This is a genomic window from Streptococcus sp. KR (assembly GCF_002238115.1).
GTDB lineage: Bacteria > Bacillota > Bacilli > Lactobacillales > Streptococcaceae > Streptococcus.
Genome location: NZ_NGVM01000010.1, coordinates 1 through 18,198 on the forward strand (window position 1 = coordinate 1; position 18,198 = coordinate 18,198).

Annotated in this window: 13 protein-coding genes and 2 pseudogenes; 11 read left to right on the forward strand and 4 right to left on the reverse strand. The window is 40.1% G+C overall.

Features of this window, described 5'->3' with window-relative positions:
* A partial coding sequence (locus tag CBI42_RS05300) for an LPXTG cell wall anchor domain-containing protein (RefSeq protein WP_142294088.1) occupies positions 1-4,050 on the forward strand: 4,050 nt, incomplete at its 5' end.
* A gap of 90 nt (positions 4,051-4,140) precedes the next feature.
* Here the strand turns inward: CBI42_RS05300 and CBI42_RS05305 are convergent.
* Entirely contained in the window at positions 4,141-5,214 is a 1,074-nt protein-coding gene (locus CBI42_RS05305; RefSeq protein WP_061589906.1) for a DUF2974 domain-containing protein, read from the reverse strand.
* Positions 5,215-5,370: 156 nt separating this feature from the next.
* Between CBI42_RS05305 and CBI42_RS05310 the strand changes: the two genes are divergently transcribed.
* From CBI42_RS05310 to CBI42_RS05345, 8 genes and pseudogenes are all read left to right on the forward strand, one after another.
* Positions 5,371-6,048 carry a response regulator transcription factor gene (locus CBI42_RS05310; protein ID WP_000548991.1) on the forward strand — a complete coding sequence of 226 codons (678 nt, stop codon included), beginning with the start codon at positions 5,371-5,373 and terminating at the stop codon, positions 6,046-6,048.
* Complete coding sequence (locus CBI42_RS05315) at positions 6,041-7,015, forward strand: HAMP domain-containing histidine kinase (protein ID WP_070482903.1); 975 nt, start codon at positions 6,041-6,043, stop codon at positions 7,013-7,015. The genes CBI42_RS05310 and CBI42_RS05315 overlap by 8 nt, the downstream gene beginning before the upstream one ends.
* 799 nt (positions 7,016-7,814) lie before the next feature.
* Entirely contained in the window at positions 7,815-9,326 is a 1,512-nt protein-coding gene (locus tag CBI42_RS05320; RefSeq protein WP_004242726.1) for an ATP-binding cassette domain-containing protein, read from the forward strand.
* 286 nt (positions 9,327-9,612) lie between these two features.
* Positions 9,613-10,023 (forward strand): annotated as a pseudogene (locus CBI42_RS05325) (DUF389 domain-containing protein); the annotation flags it as partial.
* Positions 10,022-10,255: pseudogene (locus CBI42_RS05330) on the forward strand (TMEM175 family protein); the annotation flags it as partial. The pseudogenes CBI42_RS05325 and CBI42_RS05330, both read left to right, overlap by 2 nt.
* Positions 10,180-10,539, forward strand: coding sequence for a hypothetical protein (locus CBI42_RS05335; protein ID WP_000397555.1), 360 nt, complete (start codon positions 10,180-10,182; stop codon positions 10,537-10,539). The pseudogene CBI42_RS05330 and the gene CBI42_RS05335, both read left to right, overlap by 76 nt.
* The gene (locus CBI42_RS05340; RefSeq protein ID WP_000825751.1) at positions 10,536-10,859 is read left to right on the forward strand and encodes a potassium channel family protein; all 324 of its coding nucleotides are present in this window, start codon (positions 10,536-10,538) and stop codon (positions 10,857-10,859) included. The genes CBI42_RS05335 and CBI42_RS05340 overlap by 4 nt, the downstream gene beginning before the upstream one ends.
* Entirely contained in the window at positions 10,856-11,905 is a 1,050-nt protein-coding gene (locus CBI42_RS05345; protein ID WP_049510043.1) for a DUF389 domain-containing protein, read from the forward strand. The genes CBI42_RS05340 and CBI42_RS05345 overlap by 4 nt, the downstream gene beginning before the upstream one ends.
* Positions 11,906-12,147: 242 nt before the next feature.
* On the opposite strand, the gene thrS is transcribed toward CBI42_RS05345, so the two are convergent.
* On the reverse strand, positions 12,148-14,091 hold the full coding sequence (gene thrS / locus CBI42_RS05355; protein WP_094753428.1) for a threonine--tRNA ligase: 1,944 nt from the start codon (positions 14,089-14,091) through the stop codon (positions 12,148-12,150).
* 533 nt (positions 14,092-14,624) lie between these two features.
* Here thrS and CBI42_RS05360 point away from each other — a divergent pair.
* Together CBI42_RS05360 and CBI42_RS05365 are read left to right on the forward strand one after the other, a co-directional pair.
* Positions 14,625-15,467, forward strand: a complete 843-nt coding sequence (locus tag CBI42_RS05360; RefSeq protein ID WP_070478512.1) for a metallophosphoesterase family protein — start codon at positions 14,625-14,627, stop codon at positions 15,465-15,467.
* A 75-nt stretch (positions 15,468-15,542) separates the two neighbouring features.
* Positions 15,543-15,980, forward strand: a complete 438-nt coding sequence (locus CBI42_RS05365) for an Rrf2 family transcriptional regulator (protein ID WP_094753429.1) — start codon at positions 15,543-15,545, stop codon at positions 15,978-15,980.
* A gap of 109 nt (positions 15,981-16,089) precedes the next feature.
* Here the strand turns inward: CBI42_RS05365 and CBI42_RS05370 are convergent, their stop codons facing one another.
* Positions 16,090-17,280: a ferredoxin reductase family protein gene (locus CBI42_RS05370; protein WP_179211365.1), complete on the reverse strand. Its 1,191-nt coding sequence runs from the start codon at positions 17,278-17,280 to the stop codon at positions 16,090-16,092.
* Positions 17,281-17,530: 250 nt separating this feature from the next.
* A complete protein-coding gene (locus CBI42_RS05375) occupies positions 17,531-18,190 on the reverse strand; it encodes an amino acid ABC transporter permease (protein WP_094753431.1) in 660 nt (219 codons plus the stop codon).
* Between the last annotated feature and the right edge of the window lie 8 nt (positions 18,191-18,198).

Sequence of the window (18,198 nt, forward strand, 5' to 3'; positions counted from 1 at the left end):
CCAACAGTAACTCCAGTAACACCAACAGCAGAACCAAAAGAAACAACTGGAAAACAAGGTCAACCACAAACTCAAGAAACAGAGTCAATGTTCAAACAAGGTGATGAAGTAGCGCCAATTGATAAGACAACTGTTAAATTGGTAGACCCAAGTGGCAACGAAGTAACAACAATGCCAGTTACAAAAGATGGTAAAGAAGTTGGAACATACACAATTGATCCAACAACAGGAGTTATCACATTCCAACCAAACAAAGACTTCACAGGCACACCAGATCCAGCTAAGGTTGTAGCGAAGGATACTAACGGAACTAAGGTAGAAACAACTTACACACCAACAGTAACCCCAGTAATCCCAACAGCAGAACCAAAAGAAACAACTGGAAAACAAGGTCAACCACAAACTCAAGAAACAGAGTCAATGTTCAAACAAGGTGATGAAGTAGCGCCAATTGATAAGACAACTGTTAAATTGGTAGACCCAAGTGGCAACGAAGTAACAACAATGCCAGCTACAAAAGATGGTAAAGAAGTTGGAACATACACAATTGATCCAACAACAGGAGTTATCACATTCCAACCAAACAAAGACTTCACAGGCACACCAGATCCAGCTAAGGTTGTAGCGAAGGATACTAACGGAACTAAGGTAGAAACAACTTACACACCAACAGTAACTCCAGTAGTACCAACAGCAGAACCAAAAGAAACAAAAGATGTACAAGGTGCAACTCAAACTGGTAAACCAACATTCACACCTGGTGCTGATGAAGTGCCAATGGATGATGATACTCCAGCGACATTCGAAGATGGTTCAAAAGAAAAAGTAATTCCAGGAGAAGGTACTTACACTGTAGCTCCAGATGGAACAGTAACATTCGTACCTGAGAAAACATTCACAGGAACAGGAACAGGAGTAACGGTTAAACGTGTAGATAAGAACGGAACACCAGTAACGGCTAAATACACACCAACAGTATTACCAGCAACTCCAACAGCAACACCAGCTGAAACAACAGATATCCAAGGTGCGTTACAAAAGGGATTACCACAATTCTTAGGAGGAAGAGTATCAGTAGATGGAGTACAAAAAATTGTACCAATCGATGAAACAAAACCATTAGAATTAATCGATCCATCAACAGGTAAAGTAACTAATGAAATCGTGGTACCGGGCGAAGGAACTTACACAGTATATAACGGAGTAGTAGAATTCCGTCCAGAACCACAATTCGTAGGAAAAGCAAAAGGAGTTACAGTCCAACGTGTAGACGTAAATGGAACGCCAGTTTCAACAACATACACACCAAACGTAACCCCTGTAACCCCAACAGCAGAACCAGCTGAAACAACAGATATCCAAGGTAAAGAACAAACTGGCAAACCTGAATTCAAACCAGGAAATCCAAATGTACCGATGAATGACGAAGTACCAGCAACCTTCGAAGATGGATCAACAACTAAGACAATTCCAGGCGAAGGAACTTACAAAGTAAATCCAGACGGTACAGTAACGTTCACACCAGAGAAGACATTCACAGGTAAAGGAACAGGCGTAACAGTTAAACGTGTAGATAAGAATGGTACCCCAGTAACAGCTAAATACACACCAACAGTAACTCCAGTGACTCCAGAAGGAACACCAGCTGAAACAACAGATATCCAAGGTAAAGAACAAAACGGTAAACCTGAATTCAAACCAGGCAACCCAGAAGTTCCAATGGATGATGAAGTACCAGCAACCTTCGAAGATGGTTCAACAACTAAGACAATTCCAGGTGAAGGAACATACACAGTCTCACCAGATGGAACAGTAACGTTCACACCAGAGAAGAACTTCACAGGTAAAGGCACAGGCGTAACAGTTAAACGTGTAGATAAGAACGGAACCCCAGTAACGGCTAAATACACACCAAACGTAACCCCAGTAACCCCAACCGCAGACCCAGCTGAAACAAAAGATATCCAAGGTAAAGAACAAAATGGTAAACCTGAATTCAAACCAGGCAACCCAGAAGTACCAATGGATGATGAAGTACCAGCAACCTTCGAAGACGGTTCAACAACTAAGACAATTCCAGGTGAAGGAACATACACAGTTTCATCAGATGGCACAGTAACGTTCACACCTGAGAAGACATTCACAGGTAAAGGCACAGGCGTAACTGTTAAACGTGTAGATAAGAACGGTACGCCAGTAACGGCTAAATACACACCAACAGTAACCCCAGTAACTCCAGAAGGAACACCTGCTGAAACAACAGATATCCAAGGTAAAGAACAAAATGGTAAACCTGAATTCAAACCAGGCAACCCAGAAGTACCAATGGATGATGAAGTACCAGCAACCTTCGAAGATGGATCAACAACTAAGACAATTCCAGGCGAAGGAACTTACAAAGTAAATCCAGACGGTACAGTAACGTTCACACCAGAGAAGACATTCACAGGTAAAGGAACAGGCGTAACTGTTAAACGTGTAGATAAGAATGGCACACCAGTGACAGCTAAATACACACCAACAGTAACTCCAGTGACTCCAGAAGGAACACCTGCAGAATCTGAAGGACCTAAAGGGCAACCACAAACAGGAACACCTGAATTTAAACCAGGAAACCCTAATGTACCAATCGATGAAACTGTTAAACCAACATTTGACGATGGCACAACTGAGAAGAAAGTACCAGGCGAAGGAACATACACAATCGATGAAAACGGTAAAGTAACGTTCACACCAGAACCTGACTTCGTAGGAAAAGCTAAAGGTGTGACAGTTAAACGTGTAGATAAGAACGGAACACCTGTAACAGCTACTTACACTCCAACAGTTCGTCCTGATACTTCGTTCGTTGATAAAGATGGTAAACCACTTTCACCAACAGAAGATGGAACTAAACCAACTAAAGATATCCCAGGATACAAGATTGTTAAAACTGAAGTAGACGAAAAAGGAAATACAAAACACATCTATGAAAAAGTTACGACAACTTATAAAGATAAAGATGGTAATGTAATTCCAGGAACAACTACTGAAGAAGGTACAAATCCTAAGAAAGATATCCCAGGTTACCGCTTCGTAGAAACTAAGAAACTTCCAAACGGTGATACAGAGCACGTTTATGAGAAAGTTAAGACAAGTCACAAGGATAAAGACGGAAATGAAATTCCAAACTATCCAACAGAAGATGGCGAACAACCTAAGAAAGATATCCCAGGTTACCGCTTCGTAGAGACTAAGAAACTTCCAAATGGCGACATCGAACACGTTTATGAGAAAGTTAAGACATCATTCAAGGATAAAGAAGGAAATGAAATTCCAAACTATCCAACAGAAGATGGCGAACAACCTAAGAAAGATATCCCAGGTTACCGCTTCGTAGAGACTAAGAAACTTCCAAATGGCGATGTAGAACACGTTTATGAGAAAGTTAAGACAAGTCACAAGGATAAAGATGGCAACGAAATTCCAAACTATCCAACAGAAGACGGTGAAAATCCTAAGAAGGATATCCCAGGTTACCGCTTCGTAGAGACTAAGAAACTTCCAAATGGCGACATCGAGCACGTCTACGAAAAAGTTAAGACATCATTCAAGGATAAAGAAGGAAACGAGATTCCAGGTAATCCAAGTGAAGATGGCGAACAACCTAAGAAAGATATTCCAGGCTACCGCTTCGTAGAAACTAAGAAACTTCCAAATGGAGATACAGAGCACGTCTACGAAAAAGTTAAGACATCATTCAAGGATAAAGAAGGAAACGAGATTCCAGGTAATCCAAGTGAAGATGGCGAACAACCTAAGAAAGATATTCCAGGCTACCGCTTCGTAGAAACTAAGAAACTTCCAAATGGCGACACAGTTCATGTTTATGAAAAAATCATTCCTTCTGTGAAACCAGAACCTGCGAAACCATCAAAACCAGCTCCAGCTAAACCGGCTAAGGAATTGCCTAATACTGGTACAGAAGATCACTCAAGCCTAGCAGCTCTTGGACTTCTTGGAGTATTGAGCGGATTTGGTCTTGTGGCACGCAAGAAAAAAGAAGACTAATGTTTTAATCATTAAAGATTAGACAAAGGAATTCAATTTCATAAATGAAAACCCAACTAATCAAACGATTAGTTGGGTTTTTTATGTGGATTATCTATTTTTCCATGCTTGGTAACGGGTATCAATTAATAATTGGGTGAGGCGTCCCATGGTTTCCCTTTCTTCTGGAGTGAGGGATTGAGCTTGGACAAAGAGATGATGAATGTGTTCAAGCGCCTTTAAGGATGACAGGTCATTGATGGAGCTAATCCCAGCATCTAGAATGGTGCCAAAGAAGAGGTCGAAGTAGAGCTGAAGCTCCTCGTCAGGGACTGTTGCCACCCATTCTTTGAAGGTTGTGTCAACTTGTTGACTATCACTGTTGATTTTATCCAGTTGGACGAAGTGTTTGTCCTCAATCTGCCAACTAAAGGTGTCGTGCTGGGCGATACCACCTAAGGCAGTACTGTGCACGATGATTTGGTGGTTAGGGATTTCCATCATCATACCGATAATGGACCCTTGTGGGATAAAGACCTTGGTTCTATCCATTATCCTTTGATAGCCCTCGGTTTGTGTCAGTTCTTTATGGAGACCAGGCGCATCAAAGGTATAAACTGCTGTGATTTGATCCTGCAAACTTTGCTCAATTTGGCTAGCAGCATAGATGGCTAAATTTCCTCCCTTGGAATGCCCAGCCAGAATAACCTTTTGCTTAGGATGGCGGGCAAAAAAGTTCTTTAAATAGCGAAGGGCGTGCTTTTGAGCAGGAATTTCCTTCATATAGGTCAGGTGGAAATCTTCCTTCCAGCCAATGATACTGTCATCTGTCCCACGAAAGACAATCAGATAGGTATCGAGAGTGAGGCGGTAGGTCATAGCCGCAAACTGTTTTTGCAGCTCAGGGTCGATATCATTGATAAAATGGGAGAGTTTGCAATTTTTGAAGCGCTTGTGTTGAGCTAGTTCATCTAATAGCTGGAGGCGGTTTTTACTGGTCAACATGTTAGACTCTCTTGGAATGAGAGGTGCCAAGTCTAAAAGTCGCAGAGGACTTGTGGAGACCAGATTATCAAAGGAGAGATAGGTGATTTCTGTTAAGGCTAGAATGTCTAGCTCATTCAAAGGAAGGTCGTAAAAGGAATCGTGTGCGACATCTTTCAGATAATCAAAAATATTGGCCATTAGAGCTCCTTTCTTTTTTATTTATCTTATCAAATTTCCCTCAAATTAGCTAGTAGGGTTGCCTCATTTTGTTGGCTAAAAACAAGCTCTTTCAAATTCAGTTTCAGACCTTCTAACATGGAAAAATCTGTTATAATAATAGAAAAGGAGGAGCGCATGCACAAGATTTTATTAGTAGAAGATGATCAGGTCATTCGTCAACAGGTCGGGAAAATGCTCTCTGAATGGGGATTTGAAGTGGTTCTGGTAGAAGACTTTATGGAAGTTTTGAGTCTTTTTGTCCAGTCGGAACCTCATCTGGTCCTCATGGATATTGGACTGCCCTTGTTTAATGGCTATCACTGGTGTCAGGAGATTCGCAAGATTTCCAAGGTACCCATCATGTTTCTGTCTTCGAGAGACCAGGCTATGGATATCGTCATGGCAATCAATATGGGGGCGGATGACTTTGTGACCAAGCCTTTTGACCAGCAGGTCCTTCTAGCCAAGGTTCAGGGCTTGTTGCGCCGTTCCTATGAGTTTGGGCGTGACGAGAGTTTACTGGAATATGCTGGTGTTATCCTTAATACCAAATCCATGGATTTACATTATCAAGGGCAAGTCTTGAATTTGACCAAGAATGAATTCCAGATTTTACGAGTATTGTTTGAGCATGCGGGCAATATTGTAGCGCGTGACGATCTCATGCGGGAACTTTGGAATAGTGACTTTTTCATTGATGACAATACCCTATCTGTTAATGTGGCTCGTTTGCGTAAAAAGTTGGAAGAACAGGGCTTGGTAGGATTTATCGAGACCAAGAAAGGGATAGGGTACGGACTGAAGCATGCTTGATTGGAAACAATTTTTTCTAGCCTATCTGCGTTCCCGTAGTCGTCTGTTTGTCTATCTGCTTTCTTTGACGTTTCTGGTTTTGCTCTTTCAGTTTTTATTTGCAAGTTTGGGAATTTATTTTCTCTACTTTTTCCTGCTATGTTGTTTTGTAACCATCTTATTTTTCACTTGGGACATATTGGTGGAAATGCAGGTCTATCGCCAGGAAATTCTCTATGGGGAGAGGGAAGCCAAATCTCCTTTGGAAATAGCTTTAGCAGAAAAATTAGAAGCGCGTGAGATGGAACTCTATCAGCAGAGGTCAGATTCAGAAAGAAAACTGACGGATTTGCTGGATTACTATACCTTGTGGGTCCATCAGGTTAAGACACCCATTGCAGCTAGTCAACTCTTAGTTGCAGAAGTAGCTGACCGCCAACTGAAGCAGCAGCTAGAACAGGAAATTTTCAAGATCGACTCCTATACCAACTTGGTTTTACAGTACCTGCGTTTAGAAAGTTTCCATGATGATTTGGTCTTAAAGCAGGTTCAAATTGAGGACTTGGTCAAAGAAATAATTCGTAAATATGCTCTTTTCTTTATTCAAAAAGGATTAAATGTCAATCTACATGATCTTGATAAAGAAATCGTGACGGATAAAAAGTGGCTGCTAGTGGTTATTGAGCAAATCATCTCAAACAGTCTCAAGTATACCAAGGAAGGTGGTCTGGAGATTTATATGGAGGGACAAGAGCTTTGTATCAAGGATACGGGAATCGGGATAAAAAACAGTGATGTCCTCCGAGTCTTTGAACGTGGCTTCTCAGGATATAATGGACGCCTAACTCAGCAGTCATCTGGACTTGGCCTCTATCTATCTAAGAAAATTTCTGAAGAACTAGGTCACCAGATTCGTATCGAGTCTGAGGTCGGAAAAGGAACGACAGTGCGGATTCAGTTTGCTCAAGTGAACTTAGTCCTTGAGTGAGAAGAGACAATGAGTTTTTACCCAATCTCTTTTTGCTATATTTCAGGATATTTGAAGACTGTTTTTTACAAAACCAATAATAGAATTTTTAATACGGAATATAGTATAAATACTGGTTCAAAGTGAAGTTTTGTATGCTTTATACTTTTGTTGAGTATAAAATCTATAAACTAAGGGTGAATTACAAAAATTAATTTGAGATGAAGTGAATTGTAGACTTGGGGAATGTCTCCTATTCGATTTCAGAATGAATCGTTGATACTGGATTAAAAGAACTGCAGCTTTCTTTTTATTTTGAATGAGATAGGTGTATATAGATTTGTGTAACTGGTGTAGAACTGTTTCCAAAGAATTATTGAATGTATCGAATACACACATTCTATTGATTTTGAACCAGTTTTTAATTTCTAAATGTTGTAATAGTTTTATCAAGTAAAAGGAGACTGCCATGATTGGAGACAATATAAAATTCTTACGAAAATCACATAATCTGATATAACCAGAATTTTCACGGATTGTGGGTGTGTCATGAAATAGCCTAAATCGTTAGAAAAACTGAAAAAGCTTACTTTCAATAGAAGTATTGGAAATATTCATTTTACATCTATCAAAGAAACATGGGATAGACCTATATTTTACAAAATAGCAAATTATATTTTGAATGATAGTAAAAACTGCAGTACTTGTGTGATTTACAATTATTGCACTCAATGTCCGAGTATCGCACTATCTGAAATAAGGAATAGTAGAGATTGTTCTGCGATATGTAAAAAAAACGCATTAGCAAGGAGTATCATATATGCTACCATATCTTAAAACTATTAGATGGTATCTCTTCTTTAATTTTCTTTTTGGTGTAGTATCGAATATCTGCACAGCTTTGTTACCGTATTTCACGCAGGCATTAATCAAAGGGGATTATCAAGTAGCTCTATATGGTTACTCTATGTCAGTGGCAGGCTATTTGAGTTGTAACTATATCCAAATGATACTTGATTGGAAGCAGGGGATTATCTTTTCGACTACTTTGAAAAATGAGTGGTTTCGTTCACTTCTGGGACTCAGTCACCACGATTTCAAGCAGAAAACAGTAGCAGAGTATATTTCCTATCAATCTAATGACCTAGATTCGTTGGAAAAGGATTACCTTCCTCCATTGATGAGTTTTATCAAACAAATTTTACGTATCATCATTTACGCTTTCATTATTAGCAGAACAATTAATCCTATTGTATCACTGATTTTAATCTTTTCCACTGGAATTAGTATTCAAATTCCTAAAATCGTTGGGAAGTTGACCGCTAATCGTAGACAGGTTTACTTGAAAAAACAAGGAGATTACTATCGAACTTTGGAGGATTTGCTCATGGGACATCATTTGGTAAATAAACTAACTATGTCGCATTTTTTGAATCAACAAAAGAGTTCTCTAAAGAATTTGCAGGATAAGTATTTTAAGTATGGTTTGACAAAAATTACAGGCATCTTATTGACAGGTGTTTCTTTTGAATTCATTAGTCTTGTTCTGTTTATTTATTTAGCCTACTCTCTATCTCACCAGCAACTTGGTATTCCTGAGGTGGTGGCGAGTTTCGGATATATTAATGCTTTTTCTGAGCCAATACAGGAAATCCTTTATGATTTACAAATGTTAGAGTCCGTAAAGCCTGTAATCAAGAGTTTTCAAAACATTGTTGGGAGACCCGTTTCAGTTCAAGCACCTCAACATTCTTTTGATACGATTACTTTGAAAAACATTTCCAAACAACTGGGAGAATCAAAATTGATAATTACTTCCGCTACGATTCAAAAAGGGGATAAAATTGCGCTTATTGGTAAGAATGGGTCTGGGAAAAGTAGTCTTCTCAACATTTTAAATGGAACAGATGAAGATTTTGAAGGACAAATTGTGCTAGATGGACTTGTTTTGGACCATCTTTGGGGAAGATTCGGTATGATTCTGCAACAAGAACATACATTTATTTCGAGTTATGAAAATAATGTAACGCTATTCAATAGTTTCAATGAAAAATTCAGAGAAGAAGATTTTGAAAAAATTCCACCACAATCCCTGTCAGGTGGTCAGCAACAACGAATGTATTTAAATCGTGAGAAAAATCGTAAAAATCCATTGCTTATCCTAGACGAACCTTTCTCTGCCTTGGATACTAATCAGTTTAAAATGGAATTGGAAAGAGTTCTGGAATTACCAAGTGCCGTCATTGTTACTTTACATCGCCAAAACGAATTATTAAGTAAGTTTGACCAAGTTTGGGAAATTAAGAATGGAGAACTTGTAATTTTGAAATAGCTAAATTATAAAGAATAAAACGCATAGTATTAAGTAGAGATACCGTTTTTCCTTCTTCGGATAAGGAAACAAAAATTTCTTGCTTCATCTATCTATTCAATTGATAGATTTCGTCAGAGAAAGAATATAAAATTTTTGATATAATGTTAAGGATGGACTGACGGATACTTAGAGGATAATTTTTAAAAGAATAACAGGTGAGAAGAAAAATATATAAGATTGGACAGCAGTCTCTCTACCATCATCCATGCAGAAACAAGATTATATGAAATAAAAGGAGTAACCAATGACCGGAAACTATTCAACACGTGAATACCGTGAGAAATTATATGATGATCTTCATGTCCGATTAAGAGATACAGTGATTTTGATGTGTGCGATTTTTATTGCCTCTATCGGCCTAAATATGAATTCAACGGCTGTCATTATTGGAGCCATGCTGATTTCCCCTCTTATGACACCGATTGTTGGATTGGGATTTGGTTTAGCTATTTTTGATACGCGTTTAATCAAGCAATCTCTAGAGGTTTTATTTACTCAAGTATTGGTTAGCTTGCTTGTCTCGGCTCTGTATTTCTGGATTTCTCCCTTGTCTTATGCAAGTAGCGAGTTGATCGCACGAACCTCTCCAACCATTTGGGATGTTCTCATTGCTATTGCTGGTGGGATTGCTGGTGTGATCGGTTCAAGGAAAAGAGTTAGAAAAACCAACAACACCAAGTCTTGAAGCTTTTTGGGATTTACGGCAAAATTTCTTTGCTTGTTTTCTTTCCTTTTTCTGGTTGGGATCGTTATGGATGGCACTAAACACATTATGGGAAAAGGTTGAGAAAATTTCCTCAGAAATTATTTGGTGGAATTTGTTTCTACTCTTGGAGCGGCAGGAGTTCTCTTTGGAGAATTTCATGCCATCCAAGATACCAGTCTGAATGATGTGGTGGACCGGATCTATATAAATGTCAAGGATTTACCGTTTCAGTCCTTGGGAGCTTTAGCTAATATCCTGTCTGATATTAAGAAGGGACTGATTCAAGACAGTCATATCTGGTCTTTCTTCCAGTCATTTTTCAAACAATATCAGTTGATAATCAGCTTAAATCAGATCTATCAGTTTGTCTATCTTTCTCTGATGGAGATCATGTCCTATCTTCACTTTGATTATTGGAAAAAAACGGCTCGGTCAGGAGCTAGTATGAATAAGGAGAACAAATGAAACGTTTAAAAATGTTATGGCATATTATGCAGGTTACGGGTTTTACTCGGTTTGCTCTGAGTTTTGTGACCTTTGTTTTTGGGTCAGGAGGCGTGCTTTTCCTAGTTGAACCTGCTATCACAAATTACGGAGACGGTCTTTGGTATGCTTTTGTGACTTCGACGACTGTCGGCTACGGGGATCTCCTAGCTGTGACCTTGATTGGAAGGATTACCAGTGTCTTCTTGACGATTTATGGGCTCATATTTTTTGGCTGTTTATCAGCTGTTATTTTTAATTATTATACCAATTTAAATAAGGAAAGAGGAGAGGACAAATGACTGCCAATTATTCAACACGGGAATACCGTGAGAAATTATACGATGACCTTCATGTTCGATTGAGAGATACAGCGATTTTGATGTGTGCAATTTTTATTGCCTCTATCGGACTAAATATGAATTCAACAGCTGTCATTATAGGAGCCATGTTGATTTCACCTCTCATGACACCGATTGTTGGACTGGGATTCGGTTTAGCTATTTTTGATACGCGTTTAATCAAGCAATCTCTAGAGGTTTTATTGACTCAAGTGTTGGTCAGTTTGCTTGTCTCGACTCTGTATTTCTGGATTTCTCCCTTGTCTTATGCAAGTAGCGAGTTGATTGCACGAACCTCTCCAACCATTTGGGATGTCCTCATTGCTATTGCTGGTGGGATTGCTGGTGTGATCGGTTCAAGGAAAAAAGAAGCAAACAATATCGTGCCAGGAGTAGCCATTGCTACAGCTCTGATGCCGCCTATCTGTACTGCTGGCTATGGTTTAGCTAATGGGAATGTACGATTTTTATTGGGGGCTCTCTATCTTTTCTTGATCAACTGTGTCTTTATCATGCTAATCAACATTGTTGGAACAAGAATTATGATGAGAAAATCTCCCTTAAGTTCATTTAAAGAGCTAAACATTAAAATGAGAATTGGGTTGATATCCTTGATTGTATTATTGATTCTTCCGGCTAGTTATTCAGCAGTCACTCTGACGATAGATCAAGCGCGAAAAGAAGGAATCAAGCAGTTTGTAGGAAAAGAGTTCGCCAATCACACGGTCATTAATCAAGTCTACAAATCAAGAAACAATGAGTTGGTCTTGACGGTTGTTGGAGATCCGATTTCAGAAGAAGAATTAGAAACGCTCCACCAAAAACAAGCCTCTTACGGTATTCAATCTGTTCAATTGAAAGTCAATCAAGTTCATAATTCGACAAAATTAGACAGTGATTCGACCAAGGAATTTTATGAAACCATTAACAAGTATATCGATCAAAAACTCTCTGAAAAGGATTCACAAAAAGATCTCGTAAAAGAAAATGAAGCAGACAAGGATTGAGGATACTGACTTTATCTAACTCATAAAAGTAAATCTTGTGTGGTGGTTTGGTCAATCACTACTAGCTCGGATTAAATAATACTCTTCGAAAATCTCTTCAAACCACGTCAGCGTCGCCTTACCGTACTCAAGTACAGCTTGCGGCTAGCTTCCTAGTTTGCTTTTTGATTTTCATTGAGTAAAAATATAAAAAGCAACAGCTGAAATAGTTGTTGCTTTTTAGGTAGCTAGGATTTTATCTCTTATTTCTCAACGCGTGATTTGTTGGCGATATCAGCTAGGATAGCTTGAACAAAGTCATCAACTGAGACAGTTTGTGTTTCTTTTTGGCCATAGCGACGAACGTTAACAGTTCCGTCTTCCATTTCCTTGTCCCCAACGATCAATTGGTAAGGAATCTTGCTTGTTTGTGACGCACGGATCTTGAACTGCATTTTTTCATTGCGCTCATCTACATCTGCACGGACACCACGGTCACGGAGTTTTTTAGCTACTTCCCATGCGTAGTCCACGTGTTTTTCGTTAGATACTGGGATGAGAGTTACTTGGTGAGGTGCTAGCCATGTTGGGAAGGCACCCTTGTAGTTCTCAATCAAGATAGCTGTGAAGCGTTCCATAGTTGAGATAACTCCACGGTGGATCATAACTGGACGGTGCTCTTCACCATCAGCTCCGATATATTTAAGGTCGAAGCGTTCTGGAAGCAAGAAGTCAAGTTGGATAGTAGAAAGAGTTTCTTCTTTTCCAAGAGCGGTCTTAACTTGAATATCCAATTTTGGTCCGTAGAAGGCTGCTTCACCTTCGGCTTCAAAGTAGTCCACGCCCATTTCATCAAGGGCTGCACGAAGCATGGTTTGAGCATTTTCCCACATCTCATCGTTGTCAAAGTACTTGTGAGTATCTTGAGGGTCACGAAGAGAGAGGCGGAAGCGGTATTCAGTCAAGTTGAAATCTTCATAAACATCGATAATCAACTGAAGGGCACGCTGGAATTCTTCTTGGATTTGTTCTGGAGTCACAAAGAGGTGACCGTCGTTGAGTGACATTTCACGTACACGTTGAAGACCAGTGAGGGCACCAGATTTTTCATAACGGTGCATCATACCGATTTCAGCAATACGGATTGGCAACTCACGGTAAGAATGAACATGGTGTTTGAAGACTTGGATGTGGTGCGGACAGTTCATTGGACGAAGGACAAATTCTTCCCCGTCACCCATGTCCATAGTTGGGAACATGTCTTCTTGGTAATGATCCCAGTGACCAGAAGTCTTGTAAAGCTCTACAGAAGCAAGTGGTGGAGTGTAAACGTGTTGGTAGCCTGAAGCTAGCTCTTTGTCAACGATATAGCGTTCCAATTCACGACGAATAGTCGCACCATTTGGCAACCAGAATGGAAGCCCTTGACCAACCTCTTGAGAAATCATGAAGAGGTCAAGCTCTTTACCAAGTTTACGGTGGTCACGTTCCTTAGCTTCTTCACGCATTTGAAGGTAGTTTTTCAAGTCTTTCTTGTCAAACCAAGCTGTACCGTAGATACGTTGCATCATAGCGTTGTCGCTATTTCCACGCCAGTAAGCACCAGCTACATGGAGAAGGTGGAAGATTTGGATACGACCTGTTGAAGGGACGTGTGGGCCACGGCAAAGGTCTACATATTCACCCTGACGGTAGATGGTCAAACCACCTTCGTCTTCAGAGTGTTCTTCAATCAATTCCAACTTGTAAGGGTCGTTCTTGAAGATTTCACGTGCCTCGTCTTTAGTAACTTCTTCACGGATTGATGGGAAGTTTTCTTTGACAATTTTTTGCATTTCTTCTTCGATACGAGGAAGGTCTTCGTTAGAGATTTGACCAGCTTGGTTGTCTGTATCGTAGTAGAAACCATCTTCGATAGCTGGACCAACCCCCAAGTGAATGTCTGGGAACAGACGACGAGCTGCTTGGGCGAACAAGTGAGCAGCTGAGTGACGCAAGATTGGAAGGGCATCTTCGTGATCAGGTGTCACGATTTCGATGCTTCCATCTTCAGTGATAGCACGAGTAGTGTCGATGAGTCTGCCGTTGAATTTACCAGCCAAGGCCTTTTTAGCTAGGGAATTGCTGATAGATTGGGCAATTTCAAAAGTTGTAACGCCAGATTCGAATTCACGAACAGCGCCATCTGGGAAAGTAATGTTAATCATGATGTTCTCCTTACTTATATTATTGACGAATGTGTTAACCCTATTCTGAAAACAGGGACAGAGGATTTTGAAAGCTAGAAAAACAAAAAGCGACATCCTCAAAAGGACGTCGCAACGTGGTTCCACCTTCATTTATGTTCCTCAAAAAAGAGGGACACCTCTGATTGGCTCTAACGTGGCCACCGTTTTATGTTTGCATAAAAGTCAGTAGAGTAGTATCAGTATAGGCTTTCTATGCGTTTCCAGCAACCACGCACTCTCTAGTAGAAAGGGACTAAGTGACTTGTCTCTATGGATTATTATAGCATGATTGTGAAAATTTTCAAGATATTTGTAGATTTTTTTGAATTTTCTTCATTGAAAAAGTGCTTGCTATGCTTTGTTAGGAGTAATGTAAAATAATCTTTTTGATAAGTTTTTACCTTGATAAAAGTAGTGTTCTGGATTTAGTAAGAGTGGGTTAAAGGTGACTATTAAACAGTATTTTTTGTTATAATATTAAAAAGATATATAAGAGGAAATGAGGAGAAAGAATGACAAAAATAGCTCTTCTTTCAGATATTCATGGAAATACCACCGCCTTGGAGGCTGTTTTGGCAGATGCTCGGCAGCTAGGAGTGGATGAATACTGGCTTTTGGGAGACATTCTCATGCCAGGGACAGGGCGTAGAAGAATTTTGGACTTGTTGGCTCAACTACCGATTACGGCTAGAGTTTTGGGAAACTGGGAAGACAGTCTTTGGCATGGTGTCCGTAAGGAATTGGATAGTACTCGTCCCAGTCAACGCTATCTCTTGCGCCAGTGCCAGTATGTTTTAGAGGAAATTTCCCTAGAAGAAATTGAACTGCTCCACAATCAACCTCTACAGATTCATCGTCAGTTTGGGGATTTGACGGTAGGAATTAGCCACCATCTTCCTGATAAGAACTGGGGGAGAGAGTTGATTCATACTGGAGCGCAAGAGGATTTTGACCGCTTGGTGACCAATCCACCTTGTGATATCGCTGTATATGGTCATATTCATCAGCAGTTGCTTCGTTACGGGACTGGTGGGCAATTGATTGTCAATCCAGGTTCGATTGGGCAACCTTTCTTTCTAGATACCCATTTGCGGAAGGACTTGCGAGCCCAGTATATGGTTTTGGAGTTCGATGATAAGGGCTTGGTAGATATGGACTTCCGACGGGTAGACTACGATGTGGCAGCTGAATTGCAGTTGGCTAAAGACCTCAAACTTCCCTATTTTGAGGTTTATTATGAAAGTCTGGTCAATGGTATCCACCATACTCATCATCAGGAATTTTTGAGAGAATTGGCCCAGCAAGAGGGCTACGATAGGGAGTTAGATGCCTGGTTGAAAAGTGGTAACGATTGACATTACAACTAAAAAGGGTATAATAATAGAAAAAGAAGAGTAGAGGCAGGGTAGCCTCGTAAAAAGGAGAAGAGGATGCAAATTCCAAGTAGATTTACCATTGCGACTCATATGCTGATAATCATTGCCCTCAAGGGAAAGGAAAGCAAGGTGACCAGTGATTTTCTGGCTGCTAGTGTCGGGGTCAATCCAGTCATTATCAGAAAGACCTTGTCCCAGTTGAAGAAGGCAGAGCTGATTTCAGTAGCGCGTGGAACAGGTGGGACAGAGATTGTCAAGGATCTCAAAGACATTAGTCTATTAGATGTTTATCAGGCTGTTGAGTGTCTGGGTAAGACTGGTCAACTCTTCAGTTTTCATGACAATCCAAATCCAAATTGCCCAGTAGGTGCTCGTATTCATGATGTTTTGGATCAAAAATTGGAGAGAATCCAGCTGGCGATGGAGACTGAACTTGGTCAGACCAGTCTAGAGCAAGTCGTGGCCGACGCAGAGAGTCAGATGAAGGATTAAGAGGGATAGATGCCTGCAAATGAAACTCAAAACACTGCTAGAAATCTGGCAGTGTTTTTTGAGATTGCGTAGAAAAAACTCCTGGGAAATTCCAGGAGAGTATGAGTGGTTATTTGAACTTGAATCCTTCGTAAATAAGCTCTGCTTTTGGATTTTGTTTCTTAATCTGTTTGGCAAGTAACTTCATCATAGAAAGAGGACCACACATATAGACGGTTGCATGTTCGGGCACTTCTTCTTGCTCAAAATTAAGATAGCCGTCTTTCCTACTATCTACTAGATGGAGTTCAAAATTAGGGTTTTTCTGAGCATAGTCACGGAGCAAATCCAGGTAGACTGCATTTTCCTCTCCACGGAAGCTATAGTAGAAGTGAACCTGTTTATCCAAAATAGGAAGTTCACGGATGTAAGAGATGAAGGGGGTAATCCCAATGCCTCCAGCAATCCAAACCTGATTTTCTCGTCCTTCTTCTATGATCATGTGTCCGTAAGCTCTATCTACGCTTACTTTGCTGCCGACTTGAAGATTGTCATAGATATTCTTGGTATGGTCACCTGAATTTTTGACAGTAAAGTAAAGAGTTTGACCGTGACCTCCTGAGATAGAAAAGGGATGCGGAGCACTTTCAAAGCCTTCTTGGAAAATCTTTAGGAAGGCAAATTGTCCTGATTGATAGTTGAAAGGTCTGCTAAGATGGATTTGAATTTCTATAGTATCGTGATTTAAGAGTTTGAGATTGGTAATTTTCCCTAGATAGGGGAAGCCAATCTTTTGATATAGAAAAATGATATAAAAACCAGCTAGTAAGCCTAAAAGGGCATAGCTACCAACAAGAAAACTTAGAAGATTAAATGTGAGAAGACGATTGCCCATGATCATGTAGACATGAAAGAGTCCGAAAATATAAGCTAGGTAAACCAGGCGGTGAATCCATCTCCAAGCTTCGTATTGGATGTATTTGCCTAAATAGGCGACGAGGATGATGCTGACAAAGATATAGATGGCAAGATTGCCAAACTGAGCAGCTAAACGAGATCCCCACAAACCGCCCATACTAAAGTTATGAAAGATGAGTAGGATGACGGATAGAAAGGCTGTGAATTTGTGGACGGTGTAGATCTTCTCCAAACCGTGAAACCAGCTTTCTAGTAGGGGGAGACGAGTGGCTAGGATAAAAGTCAGAGATAGGCTTGTTAAAGCTAGTCCTGGAATCATGAATTGGGGAGAAGTGTTCATCCAAGCAAAAAGAGTCAAGATAAAACTAGCTATGATAAAGAGTAGTCCTTTGATTGATTTCATAGAAAATTCCATTTCATTTAGATTTTGATTTGTTGTAAACAAATTTGTTACATTTTATCATAGAAAAAGTATGGTGTCAAATTGAGGTCTATAAATATCTACTATCATCAAAAAAACTCTCCAATTTAACTGGAGAGTTGCTGTTTATACTCAATGAAAATCAAAGAGCAAACTAGGAAGCTAGCCGCAGGCTGTACTGGAGTACGGCAAGGTGAAGCTGACGTGGTTTGAATTTGATTTTCGAAGAGTATTATTCTGCAGCTTGTTGCCAACGTTTGGCTAGCATATGAGACAGGCTAGAAATGGCTAGGTTGAAGCTGAAGTAGATGAGGGCAATCAGGATATACAGACTGAAGACTTGCTCTGGTTCGAAATAACGGCCCATGAGAATTTGGCTAGCTCCAAAGAGTTCTTGTAGGGCGATAACAGAGTAGAGAAGACTGGTATCCTTAATCACGGTAACAAACTGAGAAATGATGGCTGGCAACATTTTACGAATGGCTTGTGGGAGAATGATGTGGTAGAGGATTTGGGCTGAGGTGAATCCTTGCGACATTCCTGCTTCGTATTGTCCCTTGTCCACAGCATTGAGACCGCCTCGGATAATCTCAGCTAGGGCTGCTGATGTAAAGAGGGTGAAGGCAGTGATTCCTGCTGGTGTTGACTTCATCTTGAAAACCAAAAAGATGGTGAAAATCCAGAGGAGGTTGGGAACGTTACGCACAAACTCGATGTAAATGCTGGAGATGATTCGTAAGACAGGATTTTTGCCATTTCTCATGACGGCTAGCACCGTACCAATGAGGGTAGAGAGGATGATGGCAATCAGAGAAATGTAGAGGGTCAAGCCAAATCCTTTAAAGATAAAGACTAGGTTATCTGGGGTCAAAACTTCTAAAATAGATTCCATAGTAACCT

Coding starts and splice junctions, on each gene's coding strand:
- CBI42_RS05305 (WP_061589906.1), bottom strand. CDS start 5,214: ATGGCCAATATTTTTGATTATCTGAAAGATGTCGCACACGATTCCTTT.
- CBI42_RS05340 (WP_000825751.1), top strand. CDS start 10,536: ATGAAACGTTTAAAAATGTTATGGCATATTATGCAGGTTACGGGTTTT.
- thrS (WP_094753428.1), bottom strand. CDS start 14,091: ATGATTAACATTACTTTCCCAGATGGCGCTGTTCGTGAATTCGAATCT.
- CBI42_RS05360 (WP_070478512.1), top strand. CDS start 14,625: ATGACAAAAATAGCTCTTCTTTCAGATATTCATGGAAATACCACCGCC.
- CBI42_RS05310 (WP_000548991.1), top strand. CDS start 5,371: ATGCACAAGATTTTATTAGTAGAAGATGATCAGGTCATTCGTCAACAG.
- CBI42_RS05365 (WP_094753429.1), top strand. CDS start 15,543: ATGCAAATTCCAAGTAGATTTACCATTGCGACTCATATGCTGATAATC.
- CBI42_RS05320 (WP_004242726.1), top strand. CDS start 7,815: ATGCTACCATATCTTAAAACTATTAGATGGTATCTCTTCTTTAATTTT.
- CBI42_RS05315 (WP_070482903.1), top strand. CDS start 6,041: ATGCTTGATTGGAAACAATTTTTTCTAGCCTATCTGCGTTCCCGTAGT.
- CBI42_RS05370 (WP_179211365.1), bottom strand. CDS start 17,280: ATGAAATCAATCAAAGGACTACTCTTTATCATAGCTAGTTTTATCTTG.
- CBI42_RS05375 (WP_094753431.1), bottom strand. CDS start 18,190: ATGGAATCTATTTTAGAAGTTTTGACCCCAGATAACCTAGTCTTTATC.
- CBI42_RS05345 (WP_049510043.1), top strand. CDS start 10,856: ATGACTGCCAATTATTCAACACGGGAATACCGTGAGAAATTATACGAT.